The 25,121-nt window shown below is 73.2% G+C and carries 23 protein-coding genes, 1 tRNA gene and 2 pseudogenes; 16 read left to right on the forward strand and 10 right to left on the reverse strand.

Annotated features, from left to right (window positions below):
- Window positions 1–11: 11 nt before the first annotated feature.
- Entirely contained in the window at window positions 12–1,328 is a 1,317-nt protein-coding gene (locus tag IF02_RS0123500) for a PrsW family intramembrane metalloprotease (protein WP_030160051.1), read from the forward strand.
- Here the strand turns inward: IF02_RS0123500 and IF02_RS0123505 are convergent.
- The 9 genes and pseudogenes from IF02_RS0123505 to IF02_RS0123545 all read right to left on the reverse strand — a co-directional run bounded on the left by IF02_RS0123505 (window position 1,237) and on the right by IF02_RS0123545 (window position 7,622).
- A complete protein-coding gene (locus IF02_RS0123505; protein ID WP_030160053.1) occupies window positions 1,237–2,271 on the reverse strand; it encodes a M23 family metallopeptidase in 1,035 nt (344 codons plus the stop codon). The two genes, IF02_RS0123500 and IF02_RS0123505, sit on opposite strands and share 92 nt — an antisense overlap.
- 379 nt (window positions 2,272–2,650) lie before the next feature.
- Window positions 2,651–2,803 (reverse strand): annotated as a pseudogene (locus tag IF02_RS34475) (SpoIIE family protein phosphatase); the annotation flags it as partial.
- 112 nt (window positions 2,804–2,915) lie between these two features.
- A tRNA-Met gene (locus IF02_RS0123515) sits at window positions 2,916–2,989 on the reverse strand.
- Between the two features lie 121 nt (window positions 2,990–3,110).
- A complete protein-coding gene (locus IF02_RS0123520) occupies window positions 3,111–3,437 on the reverse strand; it encodes an AzlD domain-containing protein (protein WP_030160057.1) in 327 nt (108 codons plus the stop codon).
- Window positions 3,434–4,315 (reverse strand): AzlC family ABC transporter permease, encoded by an 882-nt coding sequence (locus tag IF02_RS0123525; RefSeq protein ID WP_199809270.1) that lies wholly within the window; start codon window positions 4,313–4,315, stop codon window positions 3,434–3,436. Before IF02_RS0123525 ends, IF02_RS0123520 begins: the two co-directional genes overlap by 4 nt.
- Window positions 4,303–4,836, reverse strand: a complete 534-nt coding sequence (locus IF02_RS33255; protein ID WP_051696486.1) for a GNAT family N-acetyltransferase — start codon at window positions 4,834–4,836, stop codon at window positions 4,303–4,305. The genes IF02_RS0123525 and IF02_RS33255 overlap by 13 nt, the downstream gene beginning before the upstream one ends.
- Complete coding sequence (locus IF02_RS0123535; protein WP_051696487.1) at window positions 4,836–5,612, reverse strand: 2OG-Fe dioxygenase family protein; 777 nt, start codon at window positions 5,610–5,612, stop codon at window positions 4,836–4,838. The genes IF02_RS33255 and IF02_RS0123535 overlap by 1 nt, the downstream gene beginning before the upstream one ends.
- Before the next feature lie 44 nt (window positions 5,613–5,656).
- Complete coding sequence (locus IF02_RS33260) at window positions 5,657–6,271, reverse strand: DinB family protein (RefSeq protein ID WP_051696488.1); 615 nt, start codon at window positions 6,269–6,271, stop codon at window positions 5,657–5,659.
- 166 nt (window positions 6,272–6,437) lie between these two features.
- Window positions 6,438–7,622 (reverse strand): MFS transporter, encoded by a 1,185-nt coding sequence (locus tag IF02_RS0123545; RefSeq protein WP_158708546.1) that lies wholly within the window; start codon window positions 7,620–7,622, stop codon window positions 6,438–6,440.
- A gap of 340 nt (window positions 7,623–7,962) precedes the next feature.
- Here IF02_RS0123545 and IF02_RS0123550 point away from each other — a divergent pair, with 340 nt between their 5' ends.
- From IF02_RS0123550 to IF02_RS0123605, 12 genes are all read left to right on the forward strand, one after another.
- Window positions 7,963–9,237 (forward strand): ATP-grasp domain-containing protein, encoded by a 1,275-nt coding sequence (locus IF02_RS0123550; RefSeq protein ID WP_030160065.1) that lies wholly within the window; start codon window positions 7,963–7,965, stop codon window positions 9,235–9,237.
- Window positions 9,234–10,514 (forward strand): ATP-grasp domain-containing protein, encoded by a 1,281-nt coding sequence (locus IF02_RS0123555; protein WP_030160066.1) that lies wholly within the window; start codon window positions 9,234–9,236, stop codon window positions 10,512–10,514. Before IF02_RS0123550 ends, IF02_RS0123555 begins: the two co-directional genes overlap by 4 nt.
- A 139-nt stretch (window positions 10,515–10,653) precedes the next feature.
- The gene (locus IF02_RS0123560) at window positions 10,654–12,168 is read left to right on the forward strand and encodes an ABC transporter substrate-binding protein (protein WP_051696490.1); all 1,515 of its coding nucleotides are present in this window, start codon (window positions 10,654–10,656) and stop codon (window positions 12,166–12,168) included.
- Window positions 12,165–13,508 carry a lysine N(6)-hydroxylase/L-ornithine N(5)-oxygenase family protein gene (locus tag IF02_RS0123565; RefSeq protein WP_030160069.1) on the forward strand — a complete coding sequence of 448 codons (1,344 nt, stop codon included), beginning with the start codon at window positions 12,165–12,167 and terminating at the stop codon, window positions 13,506–13,508. Before IF02_RS0123560 ends, IF02_RS0123565 begins: the two co-directional genes overlap by 4 nt.
- A 21-nt stretch (window positions 13,509–13,529) precedes the next feature.
- A complete protein-coding gene (locus IF02_RS0123570) occupies window positions 13,530–14,942 on the forward strand; it encodes a diaminobutyrate--2-oxoglutarate transaminase family protein (protein WP_051696491.1) in 1,413 nt (470 codons plus the stop codon).
- On the forward strand, window positions 14,939–16,255 hold the full coding sequence (locus IF02_RS0123575; RefSeq protein ID WP_030160072.1) for a SidA/IucD/PvdA family monooxygenase: 1,317 nt from the start codon (window positions 14,939–14,941) through the stop codon (window positions 16,253–16,255). Before IF02_RS0123570 ends, IF02_RS0123575 begins: the two co-directional genes overlap by 4 nt.
- Window positions 16,256–16,270: 15 nt before the next feature.
- Window positions 16,271–16,699: a cupin domain-containing protein gene (locus IF02_RS0123580; protein ID WP_030160074.1), complete on the forward strand. Its 429-nt coding sequence runs from the start codon at window positions 16,271–16,273 to the stop codon at window positions 16,697–16,699.
- On the forward strand, window positions 16,696–17,904 hold the full coding sequence (locus IF02_RS0123585; RefSeq protein ID WP_030160076.1) for an NAD(P)/FAD-dependent oxidoreductase: 1,209 nt from the start codon (window positions 16,696–16,698) through the stop codon (window positions 17,902–17,904). The genes IF02_RS0123580 and IF02_RS0123585 overlap by 4 nt, the downstream gene beginning before the upstream one ends.
- Window positions 17,891–18,529 carry a serine O-acetyltransferase EpsC gene (epsC, locus tag IF02_RS0123590; RefSeq protein WP_078622274.1) on the forward strand — a complete coding sequence of 213 codons (639 nt, stop codon included), beginning with the start codon at window positions 17,891–17,893 and terminating at the stop codon, window positions 18,527–18,529. Before IF02_RS0123585 ends, epsC begins: the two co-directional genes overlap by 14 nt.
- Complete coding sequence (locus IF02_RS0123595; RefSeq protein ID WP_030160080.1) at window positions 18,526–20,169, forward strand: methionine--tRNA ligase; 1,644 nt, start codon at window positions 18,526–18,528, stop codon at window positions 20,167–20,169. Before epsC ends, IF02_RS0123595 begins: the two co-directional genes overlap by 4 nt.
- Window positions 20,166–21,239: a hypothetical protein gene (locus IF02_RS0123600; RefSeq protein ID WP_030160082.1), complete on the forward strand. Its 1,074-nt coding sequence runs from the start codon at window positions 20,166–20,168 to the stop codon at window positions 21,237–21,239. The genes IF02_RS0123595 and IF02_RS0123600 overlap by 4 nt, the downstream gene beginning before the upstream one ends.
- Window positions 21,184–21,669, forward strand: a complete 486-nt coding sequence (locus IF02_RS0123605; RefSeq protein ID WP_030160084.1) for a rhodanese-like domain-containing protein — start codon at window positions 21,184–21,186, stop codon at window positions 21,667–21,669. Before IF02_RS0123600 ends, IF02_RS0123605 begins: the two co-directional genes overlap by 56 nt.
- Before the next feature lie 7 nt (window positions 21,670–21,676).
- On the opposite strand, the gene IF02_RS0123610 is transcribed toward IF02_RS0123605, so the two are convergent.
- Complete coding sequence (locus tag IF02_RS0123610; protein WP_030160086.1) at window positions 21,677–22,660, reverse strand: helix-turn-helix transcriptional regulator; 984 nt, start codon at window positions 22,658–22,660, stop codon at window positions 21,677–21,679.
- A 328-nt stretch (window positions 22,661–22,988) separates the two neighbouring features.
- Between IF02_RS0123610 and IF02_RS34900 the strand changes: the two genes are divergently transcribed.
- From IF02_RS34900 to eccD, 3 genes and pseudogenes are all read left to right on the forward strand, one after another.
- Entirely contained in the window at window positions 22,989–23,144 is a 156-nt protein-coding gene (locus IF02_RS34900; RefSeq protein WP_158708547.1) for a hypothetical protein, read from the forward strand.
- Window positions 23,145–23,261: 117 nt separating this feature from the next.
- A pseudogene (locus IF02_RS33960) lies at window positions 23,262–23,567 on the forward strand (hypothetical protein); the annotation flags it as partial.
- 198 nt (window positions 23,568–23,765) lie between these two features.
- Complete coding sequence (gene eccD / locus IF02_RS0123625) at window positions 23,766–25,121, forward strand: type VII secretion integral membrane protein EccD (protein WP_030160088.1); 1,356 nt, start codon at window positions 23,766–23,768, stop codon at window positions 25,119–25,121.

Here is a 25,121-nt window from a genome sequence, read left to right on the forward strand (position 1 = left end):
AGAGTCATCGTGTGTTCCGAGCGCTCCCTGCTGTCCGCGGTGTCCGTGCGTGCGTGCTCGCCGTGCTGTCGCTGTCGGGGCTGGCGATCCTCGAACTCGTGCGGGAGCAGACCGGTACCGCGGGGTTCTTCGTCGGCCTCGGGCTGGCCGTGCTGCCGGTGCCGCCGCTCATGGCGGCCTTCCGGTGGCTCGGCCGGGCCGCGCCCCGCCCCTGGGCGCAGTTGCTGTCCTGCTTCGGCTGGGGCGCCTGCACCGCGGCCCTGATCGCGATACTGGCCAACAACTTCGCGACCGAGTGGATAACGGCGGCCACCGCCGATGCCTCGGCCGCCGACCGGCTCGGCTCGGTGGCGATCGCCCCGGTGGTCGAGGAGAGCGCCAAGGCGGCGGCCCTGCTGCTGGTGTTCGTGTTCCGACGACGCCAGTTCACCGGCCCCGCCGACGGGTTCGTGGTGGCCGGGTTCACCGCCACCGGCTTCGCGTGCACCGAGAACGTCCTCTACCTCGGCAACGCGTTCGGCGAGGACGTGGAGAGCGGCGCCGGCGCGCTGGACTCGGTGACGGCCGCGACCTTCTTCGTACGGATCGTGGTCTCGCCGTTCGCGCACCCGCTGTTCACGGTGCTCACCGGGCTCGGCTTCGGCGCGGCCGCGCTCGGCGCGGGCCGGGTGCGCCGGATCGGGCTGCCGCTGCTCGGGCTGCTGGCCGCGATGGGCCTGCACGCGCTGTGGAACAGCTCGTCGCGGTTCGGGGAGTACGGGTTCTACGTGGTCTACGGCTGCGTGATGGTCCCGGTGTTCGGACTGCTGCTGTGGCTGGCCGTGCGGATAAGGCGGCGCCGGCTGCGGGCCGTCGCCGGGGAGCTGGCGGTGTACGCGGCCGCGGGCTGGCTGCGCCCGGCCGAGGTGCCGGCGCTGGTGTCGATGCCGGCCCGGTCGCTGGCCCGGGCACTGGCCCGGTCCACCGGGGGCCGGGCGGCGGGCCGGGCCGTCGCCTTGTACGAGGCGGACGCGGCCGCGCTGGCCCTGCTGCGGCACCGGGCCCGGCACGGGGGACCCGCGGGGGTGCCCGATTTCGCCTGCCGGGAGCGGGAGTTGCTGCACCGGCTGTGGCTGCGCAAGGCGACGGCGGGGCCCGCGCTGGCCCGGGCCGCGGTCCTGGAGGAGCTCCTCCCGCCCCGCCCGCTCCCCCTCGCACCCCTGGAACCCCTGGAGCGGGTCTTCGTACCGCCGCCTTCTAGACGTTCAGGCCCCTGGACTCCAGCCACGCCAGGGGGTCGATCGTCGAGCCGCCCGTGCGTACTTCCAGGTGGAGATGGGGGCCGGTGACGTTGCCGGTGGCGCCGACGCGGCCGATGGTGTCGCCCGCGCCGACCGAGCCGGAGGTCACCGACATCGAGGACAGGTGGCAGTACCAGACCTCCGTACCGTCCTCGAGCTCCAGCACGATCCGGTACCCGTACGCCCCGGACCAGCCGGCCGAGGTGATCTTCCCGGCGCCGACGGCCTTGACGGGGGTGCCGGTCGGGGCGGCGAAGTCGAGGCCGGTGTGGTGGCCGGAGGACCACATGGAACCGGCGTCGCCGTAGTGCGAGGTGAGGGTGTAGGCGGAGGTGGGGAGGGAGTAGCTGCCGGCGGGCTTGGCGGTCCGCTCCTGCTCGGCCTTGGCGTCGGCGGCCTCCTGGGCCTCCTTGGCTTCCTTCGCCGCCTTCTCGGCGGCCAGGCGGGCGTCCTCCACCTCCTTCTGGGCGGCCTCCCGCTTGGCCTTGGCCTCCGCCGCGGCGGCCTCCTGCGCCTCGCGCTCGGCCTGCGCCCGGATCTGGGCCTCGGCGGCGGTCTCCTGGGACTCGGCCTGCTGGAGGATGCGGCCCACCAGGGTCGCGCCGGCGTCTGCGTGCTGAGCGGCCTGCTGCGCGATGATGCCGGTCGACTTCCCGGAGGCCCCGGAGTCCGCCGCCGCGCCTTCGGCCTCCGCGTGCCGCTGCCCGTCGCCCCCGCCGCCGCCCATGCCGAAGTCGGGCAACGAGGGCATGGAGATGGCGACTTGGGGCCGGTCCTGCGCGGTGGCGATCCCGCCGGCGCCGACGGCGGCGATGACGCCGACGCCGAGCACGGTGGAGCTGCGGGCAAGTCCCCCGCGCTGCTTGGCGACCCGGTGCTTGCCGCGGGGCGGGCGGGCCGAGTCCTCGGTGGGGTTCCACTCACCCCAGGCGCCCGCGGTGGGCTCTTCCTGGAGCTCTATGCCTTCGGGGGCAGGCGAGTTGGAGGCCACCGGGCCACACTCCTCAGGGGGACGCGCACGCGCACGGCGCCGTCTCTTGCGACGGCTGGGACGACCGCGCTGCGTTATCGAACGGTAATATACGGAGGGGAGTGATTCCAAGCTGTTGCGATGGATCGGTGGCACTAATCAGCCACCCCCTGCGCGGCCTTGGCCATGACTAAAGCCACTTAAGCGGATCAACTCGGGCAAAAATAAAGCAAGATCCACATCTCTCCAGCCACACCGACATCTTGACGGACCGTCATAAACCTTCCAGGGCGCATCTTTTCGCTCACGCACCGTCACGGAGCGACCACGGGGACGGTACGCCGCCGCTCCGGCTCACCCCCCGGCCGGCCCTCGGCCGGCCCCCGGCCGGCTCCCCCGTGCCGAGCGGGAGCGCGGGCTCCGCCGGGGCGAGGACCGCCAGACGCCCGTCGGCGTGCAGCAGCAGCTCGGGATGGCCGCGGTTGACCAGGCGCAGCACCTGCGCGCCCGTCGGGATCTCGCCGAGCACGCAGGTCGTGAACCCCTGCATCGCCCCTCAGGGCCGGCGGCAGTGGGGACCGTGCGTCGACCCGGCCCGGGCGGATCGGGTGAGGGCGGGAACGACGAAGGCCCGGTTCCCAAGAGAACCGGGCCTTCGTACTGAGTAGCGGGGACAGGATTTGAACCTGCGACCTCTGGGTTATGAGCCCAGCGAGCTACCGAGCTGCTCCACCCCGCGTCGGTAAACACAACTCTACGTCATCGCGGGGAGGGGCTGCGCCAATTAACCTTCCCGTCACCCCCAGGACCGACATATCCGCAGGTCAGAGCCGTACAGAAGGCCGGAAAGACGGCTTGCTTCAGCCCGTGGCCAGGCGGAGCAGGGCCAGGGACCCGATGCCGAAGGCGATGGTGAGGTAGAAGTTCCGGGTGCGCCAGGCCAGCAGCAGCGTCGGCACGGCCAGCCAGAGGCCGTGGTTGCCGGGCCCGAGGTCCAACGTGCCGGAAGGTGCGAACAGGGACGGGGCGAGCAGGGCGGCGATCACCGCGGGCGGCACCTGCCGCAGCCAGACCACGACGGGCCGGGGCAGGGCGGCCGCGGCGAGGAAGAGGGTGGGCACCAGGCGGGGGCCGAAGGTGACGGCCGCCATGCCGGCGATGGTCAGGGCGAGCGTGAGGTCGCTCATCGGCCCGGTGCTCCTTCCGTACCGAGGGCTTCGCTGTCGTCGGCGCGCCCCTGCCGGGGTGCGATGGCCAGGCCGAAGGTGGCCGCGACGGCCGCCGCGACGAGCACGGCCCAGTACTGGAGGCCGAGCAGGGTCAGGCCCACCGCCCCGCCTCCCGCGACGACGGCGACGGCGAGCCCGCGCCGGTCGGCGATGATCCCGGCCGCCAGCAGGGCCATGAACATGGCGGGCAGGGCGTAGTCGAGGCCCAGTGCCTCCACGTCGGTGACCAGGTCCCCGGCCAGCACGCCCGCGAGCGTGCCCGCCACCCAGGAGGCGTGCACGGCGGTGTTGAAGGTGAAGACCTCCGCCTTGGGGCGCTCAGCGCGGTCCGCGTACTGGGCGGAGTGCACCGCGAAGGCCTCGTCGGTGAGTTCGTACGCGAAGAGCGCCTGCTCGCGGCGGCGCCACCCGGCGAGCCGGGGCGCGATCGCGGCGGACAGCAGCAGGTGGCGCAGGTTGACCACGAAGGTGGTCAGGACGATGGCGTACGGGGCGGCTCCGACGGCCAGCAGCTGGAGGGCCGCGAACTGCGAGGAACCGCCGTACACGAAGGCCGACATGGCGACCATCGCCCACCAGGGCAGGCCCGCGGTGTGGCCCAGCACGCCGAACGCGAAGGCCACCGGCACGTATCCGAGCATCACGGGGACGGCCTGCCCGAAGCCCGCAGCCCAGGCTCCCCGGGGCGCGCGGGTCGCCCGGGGCGGGTGGGGCGCGTGGGGCGCACCGGCCGGCCCGGCCGGGGCGGGGGCGGCCGGTCGGACGGCCCCCGCCCCGGGCACCCCGGCCGCGGCGTGGTGCGCCGGGGCCGGGGGGTCGGTCGCTACAGATCGCACTCGAAGGTCCTCTCTCCCAGGGCCGGGCGGAAGCCCACGCCCGTCCAGAGGGCGGTCGCCGCCTCGTTCCCGTCGAGGACCGCGAGGAAGATCCGGTTGACCCCGCGGCGGCGGAAGGCCGCGAGGGTGTCGACCGCCAGCACCCGGGCCAGCCCCAGCCTGCGGTGGCCGGGGTCGACCACGGCGTGGCTGATGCTTCCCCGTACGCCGAACGAGCCGGCGAGCAGCGCCGCGACGACCCGGCCCGAGGGGGTGCGGATCACCCGGCAGAGGTCGGAGGAGTGGGCGAGGTGCCCGGAGAGCAGCCGCTCGTCCTCCCATTCGCAGTACGCGGCCTGCGGCGCGGCCCGCAGCAGTTCGATCACCTGCGGGATGTCGGCCGCCGTCATGGGCTCGGAGACCGCCGGTGGGACCAGGGCGACCGGGGCGACCGGAGCGGCCGGTGCGGGGGCGGACGTCCGGGGCTCGTACGGCCCGACCAGTACGTGCGGCTCGTCGAGCGCCAGAGCTGCGGCGCTCATCAGACCAGCGTCTCGTACGGGGAGCCGGGCAGGGAGAAGGAGATCGCGAGGACGTCGCGGTGGCCGCCCTTGTCCTCGGCCGCGCTGAGGCCGGTGACGTGGTGCTTCATGGCACGGTCCTCGAAGATCAGCGAGTCGAGCGGGGTGAGGAAGGTGCCCTTGGCGAGCGGCTCCTCGTCCCAGGTGAAGACGGTGCTGTGGCCGCCCTCCACGTCGACGCGGGAGATGAGGTGCAGGCCGGCCCACGGGTAGCCGTCGGAGTGGATGCCCTCCGGGACCAGCTCGTTGTACTGGCCCGGGTTGATCTCGATGCGGATCTGGTGGATCTGGCAGACCCAGGCGCGGTCGCGGTACTCGTCCTCGATCGGCAGGTTGTCGAAGTCGTAGCGGACCAGGGCCTGGAAGAGCGGGTTGCGGTACGTGGACTCCTCGACGTCGCCGAAGTGGCGCTCGATGCCGCCGACGAAGGCGTTCATCGCCTCGCTCTGGTAGTAGGCGACGTGGTCGAGCGGGGCGAGCTCGCCGGTGGCGGGTACGTACGTGAAGTCGCTGTAGCGGCGGGTGCGGACGGCGCGGTCGCCGCCGCCGAAGTGGGTGTCGGGGGTGAGCCGGCCCCAGGAGGCCTGGAGGCCGTCGAAGGCGGCGGCGAGCTCGGGGGACAGGGTCAGGTCGGCGGCCGACACGAGGGCGTAGCGCTGCTCGCGCAGGGCGTCGCGGAGGTCGGGGCCGACGGAGGTGATGGTGTCGGGGGCGGGCTTGTGGGCGACGGTGGTCACGGCGGTGTTCTCTCTGGAGGCGGTGGACGGAAGGAGACGCGGGGTCAGCGCAGGCCCAGCGATTCGTACGTGGCGTCCAGCTCGGTGACGTCGAGGCCGGCGGCCTCGCGGACGAGGCGGATGGCCCGGTAGATCTGGTTGATGTGCGCGATGTCGTGGCCGATGACCTTGCGGATCATGACCTCCATCGTTTCGCCGCCCTGCTCGCCGTGGCGGCCGGTGCGCTGCCAGTCCTCGGGCGGGAGCGCGGCGAGGAGGGCGACGTTGGAGGCGCGCAGGCCGGTCCAGGCGTCGAGCATCCGGCGGAACGGGAGCCGGGGCAGCGGGGCCCACAGCTGCTCGTCGTAGCCGGGGTAGACGGGGTTGTCCTCGGTGGCCACGAGGCGCCAGCGGAAGCCGTAGACGATGTCGACGTCGAAGAGGTGGCCGACGATGAAGGCGGCGGGCCACTCGCCCGGCTCGGGGACGGTCTCGGCGAGCTCGGTGGGCAGGTCGGCGAAGAGCCGCGCCGCCCAGACGGGGGTCTTGGCGAGCACGTCGAAGGCGTCGCGTTCGCCGGCGACTTCGAGGAGCGCGGAGACGTAGGCGGCCGGGTCCTCGGTGGCGGAGGGGATGTCGATCCGGTGGACGTCGGTGCCGGCTGCGGTGCGGGTGGTCATGCGGAGGTGCCTTTCGGGTGGGCTGGGCGGGTACGGATGCTGCGGGTGCGGATGCTGCGAGCGCGGAACCGCGGCTACGGATACCGCGGGTGCGGATGCTGCGAGCGCGGAACCGCGGCTACGAATGCGGCGGATCCGGATGCCGCGGATCCGGCGTTGGAAGTGGTCAGGCCGCCGGGGCCGGTTCAGGGGTTTCGGCGGGCTTCGGGGTGCTCACCTCCCCGCGGTTGCCCGGGTTGGCGCCCAGGATCAGGAGGGCGCCGACGCCGGCGACGGCCGCGCAGACCGTCCAGTGCAGCGGCGGCGAGATGCTGTAGAGGAGGCCGCCGACGGCCGGGCCGAGGGCGCCGCCGAGGGTGTGGGCGATGCCTTCCGCGCCCTGGTAACGGCCGCGCAGGTGGGCCGGTGAGAACTCGGCGGGGTACGCGTTGGCGATCGGCGTGTACACGGTCTCGGCGACCGTCCACACCACCACCGTCAGCGCCAGCAGCCAGACGGCCTGCATCGCGCCCGTGAGGGCCATGCCGATGCCCAGCAGGGCGAGTCCGGTGGCGATCACCCGGCGCGGGTTGCGGCGCTCGGTGTGCTTGGTGAGCGGGAGTTCGACGACCACGCAGAGCAGGGCGTTGAGGCCGAGCAGCAGGCCGTACACCTTGTTGTCGAACCCGGCGTCGGTCACGTGCAGCGGGAGGGTCGCGGTGGACTGCCCGTACACGAAGGTCGCGGCGACCATCGAGCCGAGGAAGAGCAGGTACGGGCGGTCGGAGAGCACCTCCCGGTAGCCCCCCTTGCCCTTGCCCTTGCCCTTGGCGGCCGCGTCCGGCGCGGGCGCTTCGACCGGCGGGCGCCCGCCCGGCAGCGTGCTCAGCGCGAGCACGCCGAAGGCGAAGGAGAACAGCGCGTCGCCGAGGAAGACGTACGTGTACGAGGCCCCGCTGAGCAGGCCGCCGACGAGCGGGCCGACCGCCATGCCGACGTTGATGGCGAGCCGCAGGACGGCGAAGGCCGTCACCCGCTGCTTCTCGGGGACCACGTCGACGAGCAGCGCGCCGGCCGCGGGCCGGTACAGCTGGGCGAAGACGCCGACGAGCCCGACCAGCGCGGTGGTCGCGAACAGCCCGTCCGTCAGCGGGACGAGGGCGGTGGCGGCGCTGCTGCCGAACATCGACACGGCGATGGCGGTGCGCCGGCCGAACCGGTCGGCGACCGTGCCGCCCACGGCGTTGCCGATGAAGGCGCCGACTCCGACGACGCCGAGGGCCACGCCGGCCTGGAATGCGGAGAACCCCTGGGCGACCAGGAAGAGCACCAGGAATACGTTCAGGAAATTGCCGAATTTGATGAGGAACATTCCGGAGAAGATCACCCAGGCGCTTCTGGGCAGGTCCTGCAATCGTCGGCGCAAGGGGGCCTCGCCGGCCATGGGGGCTCCTTCTCGATCGGGGGACGCATCGCCCTTCTCGATCGGGGATGCATCACGGATGCGGTGGCGTCCACCATGAAACCCGCCGGTCAAGGCCCTGCCCAGGGCTGAGGGCTGGCACAAAGGGGGCTGGCACATTCCTGCCTGGGCACCGGATGAGCCCGTTTCGAGATCGCCCATGAGCGGCTGCTGCGTCATTCGTGCCGGGCATGCTTGTGCCAGCCCGAATCCATTTCCCGGCCGGGAATTCTGCTGCAGTGTTCTGGCCATGACCGAACACATGCTTCTCGTCGTCGGCGGACGGATACAGACGCTGCGGAAGGCGGCGGCCCTCGGAATCCGCTTCGTGCTGATCCAGCACAAGGACCAGTTCGTGCCCGAGGCCGCCGAGCTGGCCGAGGCCGTCCTCATCGCCGACTACACCGACTGGGACGTCACCCGTCCGCTGGTGGAGGCCGCGCAGCAGGCGTACGGGTTCACCCGGGTCGCCTCGATCACCGAGCCGGGCCTGGTCCCGGCCGGCCGGATCAGCGACCACCTGGGGCTCGGCAACACCTCCGAGCAGGTCGCCGAGCTGCTGCGCGACAAGCACGCGATGCGCCGTCACCTGGCCGCGTCCCCCTCCCCGCAGGTGCGGGCCCTGTCGGTGGCCGCCTCCGAGGTCGACAGTGCGCAGGCGCTGACCGGCTTCGGCGCCGAGTACGGCTACCCGTTCGTGCTCAAGCCCGTGGACGCCACCGCCAGCCTGGGCGTCGTACGGATCGACGGGCCGGAGCAGGCCGCCGAGGCCTGGGCCGGGGTGGAGGCCCTGCGGGCCCGCACCGACCTCCAGTGGGGGGCGTTCTTCACCATCGGCCGGTTCATCGCCGAGCAGTACATCCCCGGCCCCGAGTACAGCGTCGAGAGCTTCTCGTTCGCCGGGCGGCACATCGTCCTCGCGGTGACCGAAAAGCTCACCTGCGGCGGGTTCATCGAGCTCGGCCACGCCCTGCCGGCCCGCCTCGACCCGGCGGACGAGCGGCGTGTCGAGGAGGCCGTCGCCCGCTTCCTCGACGCGATGGGCCTCACCGACGGGGCCGCCCACACCGAGCTGCGGCTGTCCCCGACGGGCCCGCAGATCATCGAGAGCCACAACCGCATGGGCGGCGACCGGATCTTCGACCTGCTGGACTCGGTCTACGGCATCGACCTCGAAGAGTGGATCGTGGCCTGGCAGTTCGGGCTGATCCCCGCCCTCACCGAGCGCCCCGTCCCCCGCCACGCGGCGGCCACCCGCTTCCTGTCCGCCGAGCCGGGCACGGTCGTGGAGATCCAGGGCGCGGACGATGCCAGGGCCCTGCCCGACGTCATCGACGTGGAGACCGCCGTGCTGCCCGGCGACACCGTCGGGGAGCTGCGCGGCAACTGGGACCGGGTCGGCCAGGTGCTGGTCACCGGGGCGGACACCGAGGCCGCCGTCGCCACCGCCGAGCGGCTCACCGAGAAGGTCACCGTCGTCACCACCCCCTCCCCCTCCCTCTCCCATGGAAAGACCGCGTCATGAAGATCCTGCTGATCATGCGGAACACGTACGCGTGGCACCGCGAGCACATCGAGACCCTGGAGCGGATGGGTCTGGAGATCCACCTGGCGACCCGGGTCGCGCAGGCCGCCGACGACGGCCGGTTCGCGAACGTCGTACCGATCCCGGAGGAGCTGGAGGGGGCGGAGCTCGCCGAGTTCTGCGCGACCGCGGCCCGCCGGCTGGGCATCGCCTCGGCGATCACCTTCTACGACAGCGACATCGCCGTCACCTCCCGGGTCAACCAGCTCCTCGGGTACGCCTGGCCGCGCCCCGAGGCCGACCTGATCTCCCGCGACAAGCAGCTCCAGCGCTCCTTCCTGGAGCGGCACGGCCTGCCGGGCCCGAAGTTCGCGGGCGTCACCGGGGTCGAGGCGGGTCTCGCCGCCGCGGAGGCCTTCACGTACCCGTTCATCGTCAAGCCGAGCGCGCTCGCCGCCAGCATCGGCGTCAGCCTGGTCCGCGACCGCGCCGAGCTGGAGCGGGCGCTGACCGACGTGGCCCGCCTCGCCGAGGAGTGGGGCGGCTACTTCCCCAGTGACGGCCCCGAGATCGCGCTGCTGGAGGAGTTCCTCCCGGGCAAGGAGGTCACCCTCGACGGGGTGGTCCTGGACGGCACGTTCCACCTGGTCGGTGTCACCAACAAGATGCAGATGCCGGGCCCGTACTTCGAGGAGGACTTCTACACCCTCCCGTTCCGCACCCCGGAGGAGGAGCCGGAGCTGGTCGCGGTCGCCGAAGGCATCGTGGCGGGCCTGGGCGTGCGGCACTGCCTGTTCAACGCCGAGTTCCGGCAGGACTCCGAGGGCCGCTACCGGGTCGTGGAGTTCGCCACCCGGATGAGCGGCGGCCAGAACTACCGCAACCTGCGCGAGGTCCACGGCATCGACGCGGTTCGCCTCTACGCCAAGGCCGTGCTCGCCGGGGACGACGCGTCCGCCCTCGGCGCGCTCCTGGACGGCGAGGTGCTCCGGGCCGCGGCCCCGCGCGCCGCCACCTGCATCAAGTTCGCGTACCGGACCGGGACCCTCGTCCGCAACAACCCCGGCGACGCGACGCACTCCCCGTACTTCCGCTCGTACATCCCCGCCTCGAAGCCGGGCGACCGGCTGCGCCGCGCCCCCGAGGGCTGGTACGAGATCGCCGGCTCGCTCGCGGTGGCCGCGCCCTACCGGAGCGCCGCCGACATCGACCGGGTGGAGCGGATCGCCGCCGACCTCGACGAGCGGCTCGACGTGGTCGTCGTACCGGCCGCCTGACCGCCCGCGCGGCCCCGACCCGGGGCGGTGTTTCACGTGAAACATCGCCCGCTGTTTCACGTGAAACATCGCCCGACGCCCGGGACTTCGCCCGGCCCTCTTCACTCCCACACTCCACCGACCGCGGAAAGAGCCCCACGTGCACGCCAACGACCCCGTGTTCCGGATGGGAATCACGGAGCCCACCGCCATCGACCCGTACAAGGCCCAGGAAGGGGAGGGAATCCTCGTCTGCAAGGCCCTGTTCACCGGACTCCTCGCCCTCGACGAGGACGGCGCGCCGATCCCGGCCACCGCCCGGTCCTGGGAGAGCGATCCGACCGCCACGACCTGGACCTTCACGCTGCGCGCCGGCACGGTGTTCAGCAACGGCGAGCCGGTCACCGCGCACAGCTTCGTACGCGGCTGGGCGCGGGCGCTGGACCCCGAGGCGAACACGGAGACCGCGTACCACCTGGCGGGCGTGCGCTCCTTCACCGCGGTGGACGACACGACACTGGTGGTCGAACTGTCCGAGCCGGACGTGCAGTTCGATCTGAAGACCCTCCAGCCGATCTTCAGCCCCGTGCCGGAGTGCGCCGGCCCGGCACTGAACCCGGAGTACAACGATCTCCCGGTCGGCAACGGCCCGTTCAAGATGGCCGGCCCCTGGGAGCACGGGGTGGCCATCCGGCTGGAGCGCAACGACCTGTGGGCGGGGCCCGCGCCCGAGGTGCGCGAGGTGCACATCGACATCCTCGATGCGGTCACCGGCCTGGACGACGAGTACGGGCGCTTCCTGGCCGGCACGTACGACTACGCCCGGATCCCCCCGGCGCGCACCGCCGAGGCGGACGCTCTCGACGGATTCCTGGAGCAGGAGGGCGCCGGCCTCTTCTACCTGATCCCGTTCTGCCACCAGGCGCCGATGGACTCGCTGGACGCCCGCCGGGCCCTGTCCGCGGCCATCGATCGCCAGGGGCTGATCGACACGTACTTCCAGGGGCGGCGCAGCGCGGCCCACTCCCTGCTCTCTCCCTGGTTCGGCAAGGCCCACACCCCACAGAGCGAACTGGCTCCTGACTCCGGCTGGTCGGTCTTCGACCCCGCGCGGGCCCGTGCGGCGGCCCTGCGGGCGGGCCTCGGGCCCGGCAGCCCCATCGAGTTCGCGTACAACACCGGCGCCGGGCACGACGACTGGGTCAAGGCGCTGGCCCGCGGCCTGGAGGAGGTCCTGGGCTGGCGGATCGAGCTGCTGCGCACCGACGCCCGCGGGCTGGTCGACCACCGCACCTCGATCGCGGCGGCCGGGTTCTGCCGGGCCGGGTGGGCCTGCGACTACCCGACCCCCGACAACATGCTCTTCCCGCTGCTGCACTCCTCGTGCACGGCGCCCGATGCCGAGGGCACGGCCCACGGCGACAACGAAGGCCGCTACGTGAACGCGGAGTTCGACGCCCTCGTGGCACACGCCCGCGCTTCGACCGACCCCGCCGAGCGCGCCGACGCCTGGCGCCGCGCGGACCGTACCGCGATGGCGGACCTGGCGCTGATCCCGCTCTGGTACCGGACCGACCAGCGGGTCCACGCCGCGGACCGGATCACCGGCCTGCGCATCGACTTCGACGGAAACCCCACCCTCACCACTGTCAAGGCAAGGAAGACCACCCGATGAGTGCGAGCACGACTCCCGTCCACGACATCCTCGGCATCGGCTTCGGCCCGGCGAACCTGGCCCTCGCGATCGCCTTGGAGGAGCGCGAATCGCCGCTGACGGCCTGCTTCCTGGAGGCCCGCCCGAGCCCCGAGTGGCAGCCCGGGATGCTGCTGGACGGCTCCGACATCCAGAACCACCCGAGCCGCGACCTGGTGACCCTGCGCAACCCGCGCAGCCGCTACACCTTCCTGAACTACCTGCACGAGCAGGGCCGGCTGCTGCGCCACCTCAACCTCCCCTCGGAGTTCCCGCTCCGCAAGGAGTACGCGGGCTACATCCGCTGGGCCGCCGGGTTCTTCTCGCACCTGGTCGACTGCAACCAGCGGGCCGCCCGCGTCGAGATCGTCGAGGAGTTCGGCGAGCGCCTCTACGAGGTCACCACCATGTCGGGCAGCCGCTACCTCGGCCGCACGCTGGTGATGGGCCCGGGCCGCACCCCGTACGTCCCGGCCCCGTACGACACGCTGCGCACCCCGCGCGTCTTCCACCTGACCCAGTACCTGCCGAAGCTGGCGGAGCTGACCGGCGCGGGGCGGACCCCCGAGTCGGTGGCCGTCATCGGCGGCAGCCAGAGCGCCGTCGAGCTCGCCCTGGACCTGCACCGCCGGTTCCCGCGCACCAAGGTGACCACGTACACGCGCTCGCACTCGCTGCGCCTGAAGGACACCAGCCCCTTCAGCGAGGAGGGCTACTTCCCCGAGTTCACCGAGTACTACTTCCGGGCCTCCCGCGAGGGCAAGAAGGCCCTGGACGCGTATATGCACGGCACGAACTACTCCTCCGCCGACGGCGACGTGCTGCGCGATCTCTACATGACGATCTACGAGCAGGAGCTCGACGGCGATCAGAAGGTGTTCGTCCGCGGCAACCACGAGGCCGTGGGCGTGGCCCCGGCGGGCGAGGACCGGGTCGCGCTGGACTTCCTGGAGCGCACCACCGGCGAGCGGATCGGCGAGACCGTGGACTTCGCGGTCCTCGCCACCGGCTTCCGCAACATGGGCCCCGGCCCGCACGAGGAGCTGTGCCCGCCGCTGATGGCCCCGCTCGCGGAGCTCTTCGCCACCGAGCCGGACGGCCGCCTGCGGGTGTCCGCCGACTACGCGCTCGAACCGGTCGCCGACGGCACCCCGCCGCTCTTCCTGAACGGCCTGTGCGAGTCCAGCCACGGCATCGGCGACGCGGGCTCCTTCAGCCTCCTGTCGCTGCGCGCCGCGACCCTCACCGACGCCCTGACCGCCCGCCTGACCGGCGCCGCCACCACCGCCGCCGACCGCAGCGCCGTACTCGCCGCCGCCTGACCGGAAAGGTCCCCGTTCCCCATGACTGCCACCATCGACACCCCGGTCGCGGCCCCGCGGGTCTACACCGCCCCCGTGATCACCGGCCCGCTGCCCGGTCCGCGCAGCGCCGAGCTGCTGGACCGCCAGGCCGGCCGCGAGTCCAACTCCCGTTCCTACCCGCGCAAGCTGCCGATGGCGATCCGCCGCGGCAAGGGCTCGTACGTGGAGGACCTCGACGGGAACGTCTTCCTCGACTTCCTCAGCGGCGCCGGGGTGCTCTCCCTGGGCCACAACCATCCCGAGCCGCTCGCGGCCGCCCACCGCCAGCTCGACGAGTTCGTGCACGGGCTGGACTTCCCCACCCCGGTCAAGGACGAGTTCACCGACCTGACCATCGGCATGCTGCCGGAGCCGATGCGCGAGCGCACCCGGATCCACTTCTGCGGGCCGACCGGCGCCAACGCCGTCGACGCCGCCCTCAAGCTGTGCAAGACCGCCACCGGCCGCGAGGAGATCATCACCTTCCAGGGCGGTTTCCACGGGGCGACCCTGGCCGCGCTGAGCGTCACCGGGCTCGTCGAGCAGAAGGAGCCGGTCCGCGGCCGGATGCCGGGCGTGCACTTCTTCCCGTACTCCAACTGCCACAACTGCCCGCTCGGTCTGAAGCGGGACGACTGCCAGGTCAACTGCGCCGCGTTCCTGGAGAAGGCGCTGACCGACGTCAACGGCGGGATCACCCTGCCCGCCGCCGTGATCATGGAGCTGGTGCAGGGCGAGGGCGGGGTGATCCCCGCCGAGGTCGAGTTCGTCCAGCGGATCCGCGAGGTCACCCGGCGGCTCGGCATCCCGCTCATCGTCGACGAGGTGCAGAGCGGCTGCGGCCGCACCGGCACCTGGTTCGCCTTCGAGCAGTACGGCATCGAGCCCGATGTCGTGTGCGCCTCCAAGGCCCTGTCGGGCATGGGCCTGCCGGCCTCCGTGATCCTCTACGACGAGAAGCTGGACGTCTGGAAGCCCGGCGCCCACTCCGGCACGTTCCGCGGCAACCAGCCCGCGTTCGCCGCCGGGGTCGCCACCATGAAGGTCGTCCGCCGCGAGCGCGTCCTGGAGAACGTCCGGGCCCGCGCCGACCAGCTGATGGTCCACCTCCAGGGCCTGCGCGAGCTCACCCCGTACGTGGCCGACGTGCGCGGCCTCGGCCTGATGACCGGCGTCGAGCTGACCGACCCGCAGACCGGGCTGCCCGCCGACGAGCTGGCGAAGCAGGTCCAGTGGGAGGCCGTCAGCCGCGGTCTGATCATCGAGCTCGGCGGCCGCGACGACTGCGTCGTGCGCATGCTGCCGCCGCTGAACTGCTCGGCCCGCGAGATCGACCAGGCCGGCCGGATCATCCGCGCATCCCTGACCGCGGCCCTGGCCGCGCTCGGCCTGACGACGGCGGGTGCCCGATGACCACGCACGACACCACCGTCCAGGACCTGGTGGTGGCCGGGTTCGGCCCCTCCGGGATCGCCCTGGCCGCCGCCGTCGAGGACCACGACGACGCCACCGGCGCCGCCCCCCTGGCCGCGCGCTACCTGGAGAAGGCCGCCGACTCCGCGTGGCAGCCCAACCTGGTCCTGCCCGGCACCGACATCCAGCACCACTTCCTGCGCGACTTCGCCACCCCGCGCGACGCCCGCTCCCGCTTCACCTTCCCCCACTACCTCCAGCAGAGCGGCCGCTTCTACCCGTTCACGCTGATGGGCGGTTACGTCAGCCGCCTGGAGTGGTCGGACTACGTGCAGTGGGCCGCCCGCCAGGTCCGCGGCGCCGTCGACCACCACCGCGAGGTGCTGAGCGTCGAGCCCGTCACCGGCGCCGACGGCCGCGTCCGCACCGCCCGCGTGCTCTCCCGGGACCCCCGCGACGGCTCCCTGCACACCGTGGAGGGCCGCAACATCGCGCTCGCCACCGGCCACGAGGCGTACGTACCGGAGCTGCTGCGCCCGCACCTGGGCGAGCGGGTCTTCCACGCCTCGAAGCTGCTGCCGGCACTGGCCGCCCTGGGCGAGCGCCCGCTGCGCAGCATCGCCGTCATCGGAGCCGGGCAGACCGCCGGCGAGATCGTCCTGCACCTGGCGGCGCAGTACCCGGACGCACAGATCCACTCGGTCGTACGGCACGCGGGCTTCCGGATGTACGAGCTCGGCCACTTCAGCAACGAGGTGTACTTCCCCGACGAGACCGACTACTTCTACGGGCTCGAAGGCGAGCAGCGCGAACGCGCCCTGGACCAGGCCCGGGCCACCAACTACGCGGCCGTGGACCCCGACGTTTCCACCGCCCTCTACCAGGCCGTCTACCAGGACCGGTTCACCGGCCGGCAGCGCCTGCACATGCACAAGCGCACCGAGGTCACCGCCGTCGACGAGACCCCTGACGGCCGGGTGCTGCTGCGCACCGCGGAGGTCTTCACCGGCGAGAGCGGCCTGATCGAGGCCGACGCCGTGATCGTCTGCACCGGCTACCGCGAGGCCGCCCTGCCCCGGCAGCTCGCCGCCTTCGTCCCCCACCTGCGCCTGGACGCGCAGGGCCGCCCCGAGGTCACCCGCGCCTACCGCGCCCGTACCACCGACGACTGCGAGGTGGGGATCTACCTCGACGGACTCACCGAGTGGCGGCACGGCATCGGCAGCGCCACCTCCTTCAGCCAGATGGCCGCCAAGGCCGACACCATCCACCGCGACCTGCGCGCCCGCCTGCGCCGGCCCGTCGCCGCCTGATTGGACCCGTACGCGATGCACATCTTCACCGCCCACGAGGACGACATGGTCTTCGAGGAGCCGTACAACGTCAGCGGCCGGCGGATCTTCCCCTGGCCCGAGGCCGTCGAGGAGCCCAGCTGGGGCGGCGCCTGGGTCGACGTGGCGCCCGGCGCCACCTCCACCCCGCACGACCACGACGAGAACGAGATGTTCTTCATCGTCGAGGGCAGCGGGGTCATGCGGATCGGCGCCGAGACCCGCCGGGTCCGCGCCGGCGAGACCGTGTTCATCACCCCGCTCCAGGACCACGACCTGACCAACGACGGCGACGTCCGGCTGCGCTTCGTCACCATCTGGTGGGGCGGCTCGGACGCCGTGGCCCGGGACCGAGCCAAGTGGGCCGCCGAATTCGGCATCACGGACCCGGGCGCTACGGCGAAGGACCGGAGCGTGGGCGCATGAGTCCCATCGTCCACGCGCACGCCGACGCCATCGTCGTCGGCGGCGGGGTGATCGGCGCGGCCATCGCGCACCAGCTCGCCCTCGCCGGCATCGGCCGGATCGTCCTGTGCGACCAGGGCCGGGTCAACGCCCAGGGCGCCACGTCCCGCTCCGGCGGGCTGCTGCGGCTGCACCACACGGCCGTCGCCGACACCCGGCTCGCCGCCCGCAGCCTGCCCGTCTTCGAGCAGTGGTCGGACGTCATCGGCGGCGACTGCGGCTACCGCCGCACCGGCTTCGTCATGATCGTCGGCGAGAACCACGCCGAGGACCTGCGCCACAACGCCGCCGCCTCCGCGGACGCCGCCGGATACCGCCGCGTCGAGGTCATCGACGCCGCCGAGCTGAAGGAGATCTACCCCGGCCTGCGGACCGAGGGCGTCGCCCTCGCCGCGTACGAGCCCGAGGGCGGCTACGCCGACCCGATGGCCGCCTCCGCCTCGCTGCTCACCGCCGCCTACCGGCTCGGCGTGTCCCCCTCCGAGGGCATCCGGGCCATGAAGGTACTGGAGACCGCGGGCACCGTCACCGGCGTCCTCACCTCCATCGGCCGCATCGACGCCCCGCTGGTCGTCCTCGCCGGCGGCGCCTGGGGCTCCGCCCCTGCCGAGCACCTCGGCATCCACATCCCCGTCACCGCGCGCCGGATCGGGCTGGCCCAGGCCGAGCTCCCGGGGGCCGGGCGGCGCGGGTCGGCGGCCTCCGTACCGACCTGCATCGACGACACCACCGGCAGCTACTTCCGGCCCGACGGCCTCAACCGCTTCTACTTCGGCGTCCCCAGCAAGCCCGACACCGAACTGGGCCGCGACGTGGAGCCGCTGACCGAGGCCGAGCTGGAGTCCGCGATCGCCGCGATCGCCGGCCGCGTCCCGGCCGCCGCCACCGCCCCGCTCGCGGGTACCCGCTCCGGGCTCGACGGCTACACCCCCGACAAGCGCCCGGTCGTCGGCGCGGCCGGCCCCGACGGGCTGTACCTGGCCCTCGGGTTCAGCGGCGGCGGCTTCAAGCTGGCGCCCGCCGTCGCCGAGCTCGCCGCCAAGGAGATCGTCGAGGGCGGGGCCGTCCCCGGCAAGGCCGTCCAGGAGCTGCTGGAGCCGTACCGGCCGCAGCGCTTCCTCGCGGGCCGCCCGATCCGTCCGGAGGCGCCGTATGACCACATGTGAGACCGGCCCGGAGGCCGACGTACGGCGTCCGCTGCGCGAGGTGCTGCGCGAGGACGTGCGGACCGTCCTCGCCAAGGACCCGGCCGCCACCTCCCGCGCCGAGGTGCTGCTCTACCCGCACATCCACGCCCTGTGGACCTACCGCGTCGCGCACCGGCTCTGGGGCCGCGGCCACCGCGTCGGCGCCCGCGCCCTGTCCCTGCTGGCCCGCGCCGTCTCCGGCATCGAGATCCACCCCGGGGCGCGGATCGGCCGCCGCTTCTTCATCGACCACGGCACCGCCGTCGTCATCGGCGAGACCGTCCGGATCGGCGACGACGTGATGCTCTACCACCAGGTCACGCTCGGCTCGGTCGGCTGGTGGAAGGACCTGCGCCGCCCCTCCGGATCCCGCCGCCACCCCGTCGTCGGCGACCGCGTCGTCATCGGCACCGGGGCCAGCGTCCTGGGCCCGGTCACCATCGGCGCCGACTCCCGGATCGGCGCGCACTCGGTCGTCCTCGACGACCTGCCGCCGCGCAGCCGCGTCGTCGCCGCCGCCTCCGCCGCCCTGCCGCCGCTCGACACCGCGGCCCCCCTCGACTCCTCCGCCCTGACCGTCCCCGAAGGAACCCACGCATCATGACCTCGTACGTCGTCACCAGCGCCCCGCCGAACCCGAACGGCGACCTCCACCTCGGCCACCTCTCCGGCCCCTTCCTCGGCGCCGACGTCCTGACCCGCCACCTTCGCCAGCGCGGCCACGACGTGCGCTACGTGGGCTACTCCGACGAGCACTCCTGCTACGTACCGCGCCGGGCCGCCGAGATCGGCTCCACCGCGTACCCGACCGCGAAGCTCTTCGGCGACCGCATGGAGGAGACCCTCTCGCTGGGCGCCATGCACCACGACTGGTTCACCCGCCCGCTCACCGACTCCACGCACACCGAGTTCGTGCAGCGTTTCTTCCTCGAACTGTGGGATTCCGGCGCCCTGGAGGTGCAGGAGCTGCCCGTCTTCCACTGCGCGCCCTGCGAGCGGTACCTGTACGAGGCCGAGGTGCGCGGCGAGTGCCAGTTCTGCGCCGAGCCCTCCGACGGCGTGTACTGCGAGGCCTGCGGACTGCCCCAGGACCCGGCCGGGCTCGCCGCCCCCCGGTGCACCGCCTGCCGGAGCACCCCCGAGACCACGACCATGCGCCGCATCGTCTTCCCGCTGGAGCGCTACCGCGAGCGCCTCCGCGCGTACTACGCCGACGCGCAGGCCAAGGCGGAGTGGCGGCCCCGGCTGATCTCCTACCTGGACGGCCTGTTCGAGCGGGACCTGCCCGACACGGCGATCAGCCGCGAGGCGGACTACGGCATCCCGGTGCCGCTGCCCGGCTGGGAGGGCCACATCCTCGACACCTGGTTCAGCGGCATCTGGGGCTACGCGGCGGGCACCGCGCGGGTCGCCGAGGCGAACGGCGACCGCTCGCAGTGGGAGCGGCTGTGGACCGACCCCGAGACCCGGATCGTCAACTTCATCGGCTTCGACTGCTCGTTCTCGCACGCCGTGCTGTGGCCGGCGCTGCTGCTCGCCCAGGGTGAACTGACCCTGCCCGCACAGGTGGTCATCAACGAGTTCTACCGGCTGGAGGGCGACAAGTTCTCCACCAGCCGCGGCCACGCGATCTGGGGCGGCGAGTTCCTGCGCCGCGTCAACGCCGACGCGCTCCGCTTCCACCTGTGCCTGACCGGCCCGGAGCGGGCACAGAACAACTTCTCCATGAAGGAGTTCGCGGACACCCTCAGCACCGTCCTCGCCGGCGGTCTGGAGCGGTGGACCGACACCGTACTGGACCTGCTCGCCCAGGACTTCGACTCCGTCGTGCCGGCCGCCGGGCCCGCCGACGGCCCGCTGGCCGCCGAACGCGCGGCGCTGCCCGGGCAGATCGCCGCCGCCCTCGGCGCCGAGGCCTTCTCCCCGCAGCGCGCCGCCGACGTCCTGGCCACCGTGATCGAGCGGGCCGACGCCGACCTGCGGCAGCTGGCCCTGCTGCGGGCCGCCGGGCCGCGCGCCGAGTACGCCGGGCGGCTCGCGGCGCACGTGGAGCTGCTGGCCGCGGTCGCGGTCACCGCGGCGCCGCTGATGCCGGGCTGGTCCGCGTTCCTCGCCGGGCACCTGGGCCTGCCGGTGGACCTCGGCACCCGGATGCCCGTGTGGGACGGCGTGGAGGGGCGGCTGCTGGCGCAGGGCGCGGCGCTGTCGGCCGCCATCCCGCTGTTCTTCCACGAGCTGTCGTGACGCGTACGGACACCTGGTCCGGCGGGGCCTCGCAGGCGCTGGGCGCGGTCCTCGGGGCCGGGGCCCTGCTGCTCCCGGCCGCTCTCGCCCCGCAGCCCGGCCCGTGGGCCGGGATCGCGGTGGCGGGGGTGCTGGCCGGCTGGTGCCTGCTGGTCGCCGCCGCCGGCGGTACGGAGGGTTGCGGGCCCGTGGCCTTCGTACGGGACCGGCTCGGCCCGGGGCCGGCCCGCGCGGCCACCGCGCTCTACTTCGGCGGTTTCGCCACCGGGCAGGCCGGAGTCGCGCTGGGGGCCGCCGAGTTCGTGTCGCTCGGGGACTCCGGCTGGCGGGCGTACGCGGTCGCCGCCGGGGTGCTGGGCAGCGCCGCCGCGTACGCCTGGCGGGTCCCGCGGGGGCCGTCCCCGGCGGGGCGCCGGCTCCGGCTGGCCGCGGTGCTGGCGCTGGCCGTCTCCTGGCGGGCCTTCGGCGGGCCGCTGCCGGGGCCGGGAAGCGGGGGCTGGGCCGAGGGCTGGACCGGGACCTCGACCGGGAGCTGGACCGGGGCCGCGCTGCTGGTGGCCGTGCCCCTGCTCTTCGGCTGGGTCGGCCTCGAAGGGGCGGTCCCCGCCCTGCCGCGGCGGCGGGCCCTGGGCGGAACCCTGCTCGGCATCGCGCTCGCGGCCGCGCTGTACGCCGTACTGCTGGGCCCGCCGGCCGGCGCCGCACAGGCGCCGCCCCCGGCCGCGGCGGCCGTCGAGGCCGCACTCGGGATCGGCTCCGCCGCGCTCTGCTGGGCGTACTGCCGCACCAACCTCCACGCCACCGCCACCCGTTGGACCGAGCTGACCGGCCGGTCCCGGCGCGGCGGGCTCGTGGCCGCGGGCCTGATCGCCCTCGCGGTGCTCGCCCTCGGGCGGGCCGCCCGCTGGGACCTGCCCGTCCTGCTCATCGGCCCCGGTGCAGCCACCGCGGCCCTGTACACCCTCATCGCCGTGGCGGCCGTACGCCGCCCCCGTCCTCAGGAGCCCACCGACCATGACCGCTCAGACCGTTTCCGTGTCCTCGAAGGTGCTGCGCGTTCCGCCGGCTGACCCGGCCACCGCCGCGGCCCACTTCCACCGCCGCTTCACCTTCGAGGCCGACGTCGCCGACGTGCACGCGGACGCGGAGTCCGGCGCCGGGGGCTTCGTCCTCGTCGACAGCCGCGGCGCCGAGGCCTGGGCGCAGGGCCACATCCCGGGCGCCGTGCACCTGCCCACCGACGAGATCGGGGCGCGGGCCGCCGAACTGGTCGCGCCCGGCAGCGTGGTGGTCACCTACTGCTGGGGCCCGGGCTGCAACGGCGCGACCCGGGCGGCGTACGCCTTCGCGAGCGCCGGGTACCAGGTCAAGGAGATGCTCGGCGGCTTCGAGTACTGGTCCCGCGAGGGCTTCCCGGTCGAGGACTCCGCCGGCACCCGCCAGTCGCCGCCGGACCCGCTGACGGCCCCGGTCGGGGAGGGCGCGGCCTGCGGCTGCTGAACCGCGGTCAGAGCAGCCCCTCCTCCACGGCCCGCTGCCCGAGCTGGAAGCGGCTCTGCGCGTCCAGCTTCTCCATCAGCTCCGAGATGAGCCGCCGCTCGCTGCGCAGGGAGATCCCGAGCCGGCGCGCGGCGGCCTCGTCCGTATAGCCCTGGGCCAGCAGGCGCAGCAGCTCGCGCGGCTGCGATCCGGGGTCTTCGAGGCTTCGCCGGGGCGGCTCGCCGAACGGGGTGGCCGTCTCCCACACCGAGTCGAACAGCGCGCAGAAGGCGGCGACGGCACCGGGCTCGCGCAGGAGTACCGCGCCCTGCGCGCTGTCCGCCGGGTCGATCGGCATCAGCGCGAACTCCCGGTCGGCGATGACCATGCGCATCGGCAGCGAGGGAGCCGTCCGCACCTCGCCGCCCCGCTCGGTCAGCCAGCGGGCGTGCTCCAGGCTGCCGGCGTCGTTGCGGATGGCGTCCTGGTAGACGGTCCGGATCTTCACGCCGCGCGCGATGAGGTCCTCGGTGATCGGCTCGCTGGCCTTGAACTGCGCGGCGGGGACCGGCCCTCCGGGGTGGAAGCTGATCGACTCGCGGCGGGTGCGGGCGGACATCTCGCTGAGCTTGGCTCGGACCGCCTCGACGCCGAGGAACCGCTCGGCCTCGTGCGCGGGCTGGGCCGGGTGCAGTTCGGCGTACTGCGACAGCAGCGCGCTCGCGGCGGCCTGGCTCTCGGCGAGGGCGCGGTGGCGCTGGGCGATCTCCGCCTGCTGATGGGCGAGCAGCGAATCGAGCGCGGCCTTCGGGTTCACCGCCCGCAGCCGCCCGTCGGTCCGCCAGGACGGCGCGAGGAGGGAGAGCCGCGTCAGCTCCTCCAGGTCCGCGCGTACGTCGTCCTCGGACCGCGAGAGGTCGGCGGCGACATCGGCGACGGCGGTGTCCGGCCGTCTGAGGACGAGGCGGTAGAGCGCGTCGGAACGTTCGGTCAGCCCAAGAGAAACCAACAAGAGGAGCCCCCCAGCTCGCGGTTCGGAGCGGCAGCACAACCGTGAACCTGAACCGACAACGCTGGCGGTCTGCGGCCCCTCCGATGGGCCGATCTTGCATCCTGGATTGTCCATACCAGCCAGCGACCGCACAAACACCGTCCATCACGCGGACACGGCGAGCGGGCTGGCACGGATATGTCAGATCGCTTTGTGCCAGCTCAAACCGGGGACACGGCCCTGCCCGGCTCGGCACGATGGCGGCACGCCGGAACGAGAGATCCGGCCAACCACCTCCCGCCCCGTCCGCATCCGCATCCGCACCGGCCCGACAAGAGGCACCGTCACCATGCGTCGCAAGTTCGTCACTCTGATCACCGTCACCGCGGCCGCCCTGATCGCCGTGATCGCCACCGGCACCGCCGGCCAGGCCCAGGACCTCGCGTCCCCGCCCAAGGACCCGGGCTGGTCGCTGGCGGCCCCCCAAGACCCTGGCTGGTCCTGACGAAAAAGCCCGAAGCGCCCCGCCGGCCAAAGCCGGACGGGGCTTTCTGGTTGTGCTCGGAGTCGACGGATGCTCTATGTTGCACAGGCAAAACTCGGGGGAGGCGACGGGCGACACATGGCACGGGACTACGACAGTCAGCTGTTGGAGTCTGTGGCGGTACGACGCCACAGACTGCGTGACGCCCTGCTGTTCGGCACACAGAGGGTGCGGCGGACCGCGGACGAGCGGCTCGGCAAGGTGTTCGCGGGCATCGCCATCGCGGCCGTACTGTGCGCGGGTTGCGTCGGGTGGTCCTTCATCCAGGCCACGCTGGCGAAGCAGAAGGCCGAGCAGCAGAAGCAGCAACAGCAGCAACAGGGACTCTTCCCACCTGCCACGATGCCGTCCAAGTCGCCCGGCACGGGCAAGGAATCCGGCCCGGCCAAGTCACCCGGCCCCTCCACACCGCCCGGCCCGTCCACGTCGGCCGGCCCCTCGAAGGGGCCGAAGTCGAAGGCCCCGCAGGCCTCGAAGTCGCCCAAGCCGACCAAGTCCACGTCGCCGAGCGCGCCGACCACGCCATAGGGACCCGGACTTGAAGCGAGGAGTCCGGAACGCCGCGATGATAGGTTCCTGCAAGTGGTGAGCACAGCAAAGACTTCCCGGGCGCAACTGAGCCGGGTGACCCTGGTCGGGGAGCGGCGCCGGGCCGACATGGTCCTGCCCTCCGACACGCCGATCGGGCGGCTGCTCCCGGACATCCTGCAGCTGCTCGACGACCGCGCCGCCTCGCGGCCCCTGACCCGTCAGCTGATGACCTCGGACGGCTCCGCGCTTCCCCAGGACAGCACGCTGGCCGCGGCCGGGATAGCCGACGGCGCCGTCCTGCGGCTCGTCAGGACCCACTCCGCGCCGCCCGCCCCCGTCGTCCACGACGTCACCGACCTGGTGGCCGACGACCTCGACCTGCAGGCCTGGCGCTGGCGTCCGGCCGCCCGCAGGGGCAGCGCGGGCGTCGCGACCGTCGCCTTCGCGGTGACCGCCGCGCTGCTCGCCCGGCGCGAGTTCGCACTCGGCACCCTGGCCGGCGCCCTGCTGCTGGTCACACTCGTACTGCTGGCGGCCGGTGCGCTCGTGGCCCGGGTCGGGCAGGGCAACCGCGGCCTGGCCACCGCGCTGCTGCTCGCCTCCGGCAGCCTCGGCATCCTCACCGCGTGGACCGCCGCCGACGCTTACCACTGGTCGGGGGTCGTGCGGCTCGCGGCCGTTGCCGGCGCGCTGGTCGTGACACTCGTCCTGCTCGGCTACTGCTCCCCGCTCGGCCGCGGCGGTCTCATCGGGGCCGGGGCCGTCGCCGTGATCACCGCCGGCTGGGAAGTCGCCGCCGTGCTCCAGGCCGAGCCGACCCGGCTCGGCGCCCTCATGGCCCTCGTCTCGGTGGTGCTCCTGGGCCTGCTGCCACGGCTCGCCCTGATGGCGTCCGGGCTCACCGCGCTGGACGACCGCCGCTCCGGCGGAGCCTCGGTCAGCCGGCACGACGTGGGCAACGCGCTCGCCGCCACGCACCGCGGGCTCGCGCTGGCGACGATCACCACCGCGCTGTCCGCGGCGGCCGCGGGCTGGCTGCTGACGACGGCCGCGAACCCGACCGTGTGGACCGTGGCCCTGCCGTCGCTCGTCGCCGTCGTCCTCCTGTCGAGGGCCCGGGCCTTCCCGCTGGTCGCCGAGGTCGTCGCGCTGCTCGCCGCATCGGCCGTGCTCCTGGTGCGCCTCGTCGTGCTGTGGATCGGGCACGACGGCGGTGCCGGGGCGCTGGCCGTGCTGTGCGTGGCCGCGCTGCTGCCGCTGGCCGCGCTCGCGGTGCAGCCCCCCGAGCATGTCCAGGTACGGCTGCGGCGCATGGCCGACCTCGTCGAATCCGTCGGCATGGTGGGGCTGTTCCCGCTGGCCATCGGGGTGTTCGGCGTCTACGGGCAGTTGCTCGACAAGTTCTGA

It is taken from the genome of Streptomyces sp. NRRL S-244, assembly GCF_000717915.1.
Classification (GTDB): domain Bacteria; phylum Actinomycetota; class Actinomycetes; order Streptomycetales; family Streptomycetaceae; genus Streptomyces.

What these genes read in the sequence shown, in the direction of transcription:
- IF02_RS0123555 (WP_030160066.1), top strand. Translation starts at nt 9,234, where the DNA reads ATGAAGATCCTGCTGATCATGCGGAACACGTACGCGTGGCACCGCGAG.
- IF02_RS0123575 (WP_030160072.1), top strand. Translation starts at nt 14,939, where the DNA reads ATGACCACGCACGACACCACCGTCCAGGACCTGGTGGTGGCCGGGTTC.
- IF02_RS33255 (WP_051696486.1), bottom strand. Translation starts at nt 4,836, where the DNA reads ATGAGCGCCGCAGCTCTGGCGCTCGACGAGCCGCACGTACTGGTCGGG.
- IF02_RS0123605 (WP_030160084.1), top strand. Translation starts at nt 21,184, where the DNA reads ATGACCGCTCAGACCGTTTCCGTGTCCTCGAAGGTGCTGCGCGTTCCG.
- IF02_RS0123585 (WP_030160076.1), top strand. Translation starts at nt 16,696, where the DNA reads ATGAGTCCCATCGTCCACGCGCACGCCGACGCCATCGTCGTCGGCGGC.
- IF02_RS0123595 (WP_030160080.1), top strand. Translation starts at nt 18,526, where the DNA reads ATGACCTCGTACGTCGTCACCAGCGCCCCGCCGAACCCGAACGGCGAC.
- IF02_RS0123545 (WP_158708546.1), bottom strand. Translation starts at nt 7,622, where the DNA reads ATGTTCCTCATCAAATTCGGCAATTTCCTGAACGTATTCCTGGTGCTC.
- IF02_RS0123550 (WP_030160065.1), top strand. Translation starts at nt 7,963, where the DNA reads ATGACCGAACACATGCTTCTCGTCGTCGGCGGACGGATACAGACGCTG.
- IF02_RS34900 (WP_158708547.1), top strand. Translation starts at nt 22,989, where the DNA reads ATGCGTCGCAAGTTCGTCACTCTGATCACCGTCACCGCGGCCGCCCTG.
- epsC (WP_078622274.1), top strand. Translation starts at nt 17,891, where the DNA reads ATGACCACATGTGAGACCGGCCCGGAGGCCGACGTACGGCGTCCGCTG.
- IF02_RS33260 (WP_051696488.1), bottom strand. Translation starts at nt 6,271, where the DNA reads ATGACCACCCGCACCGCAGCCGGCACCGACGTCCACCGGATCGACATC.
- IF02_RS0123570 (WP_051696491.1), top strand. Translation starts at nt 13,530, where the DNA reads ATGACTGCCACCATCGACACCCCGGTCGCGGCCCCGCGGGTCTACACC.
- IF02_RS0123520 (WP_030160057.1), bottom strand. Translation starts at nt 3,437, where the DNA reads ATGAGCGACCTCACGCTCGCCCTGACCATCGCCGGCATGGCGGCCGTC.
- IF02_RS0123565 (WP_030160069.1), top strand. Translation starts at nt 12,165, where the DNA reads ATGAGTGCGAGCACGACTCCCGTCCACGACATCCTCGGCATCGGCTTC.
- IF02_RS0123580 (WP_030160074.1), top strand. Translation starts at nt 16,271, where the DNA reads ATGCACATCTTCACCGCCCACGAGGACGACATGGTCTTCGAGGAGCCG.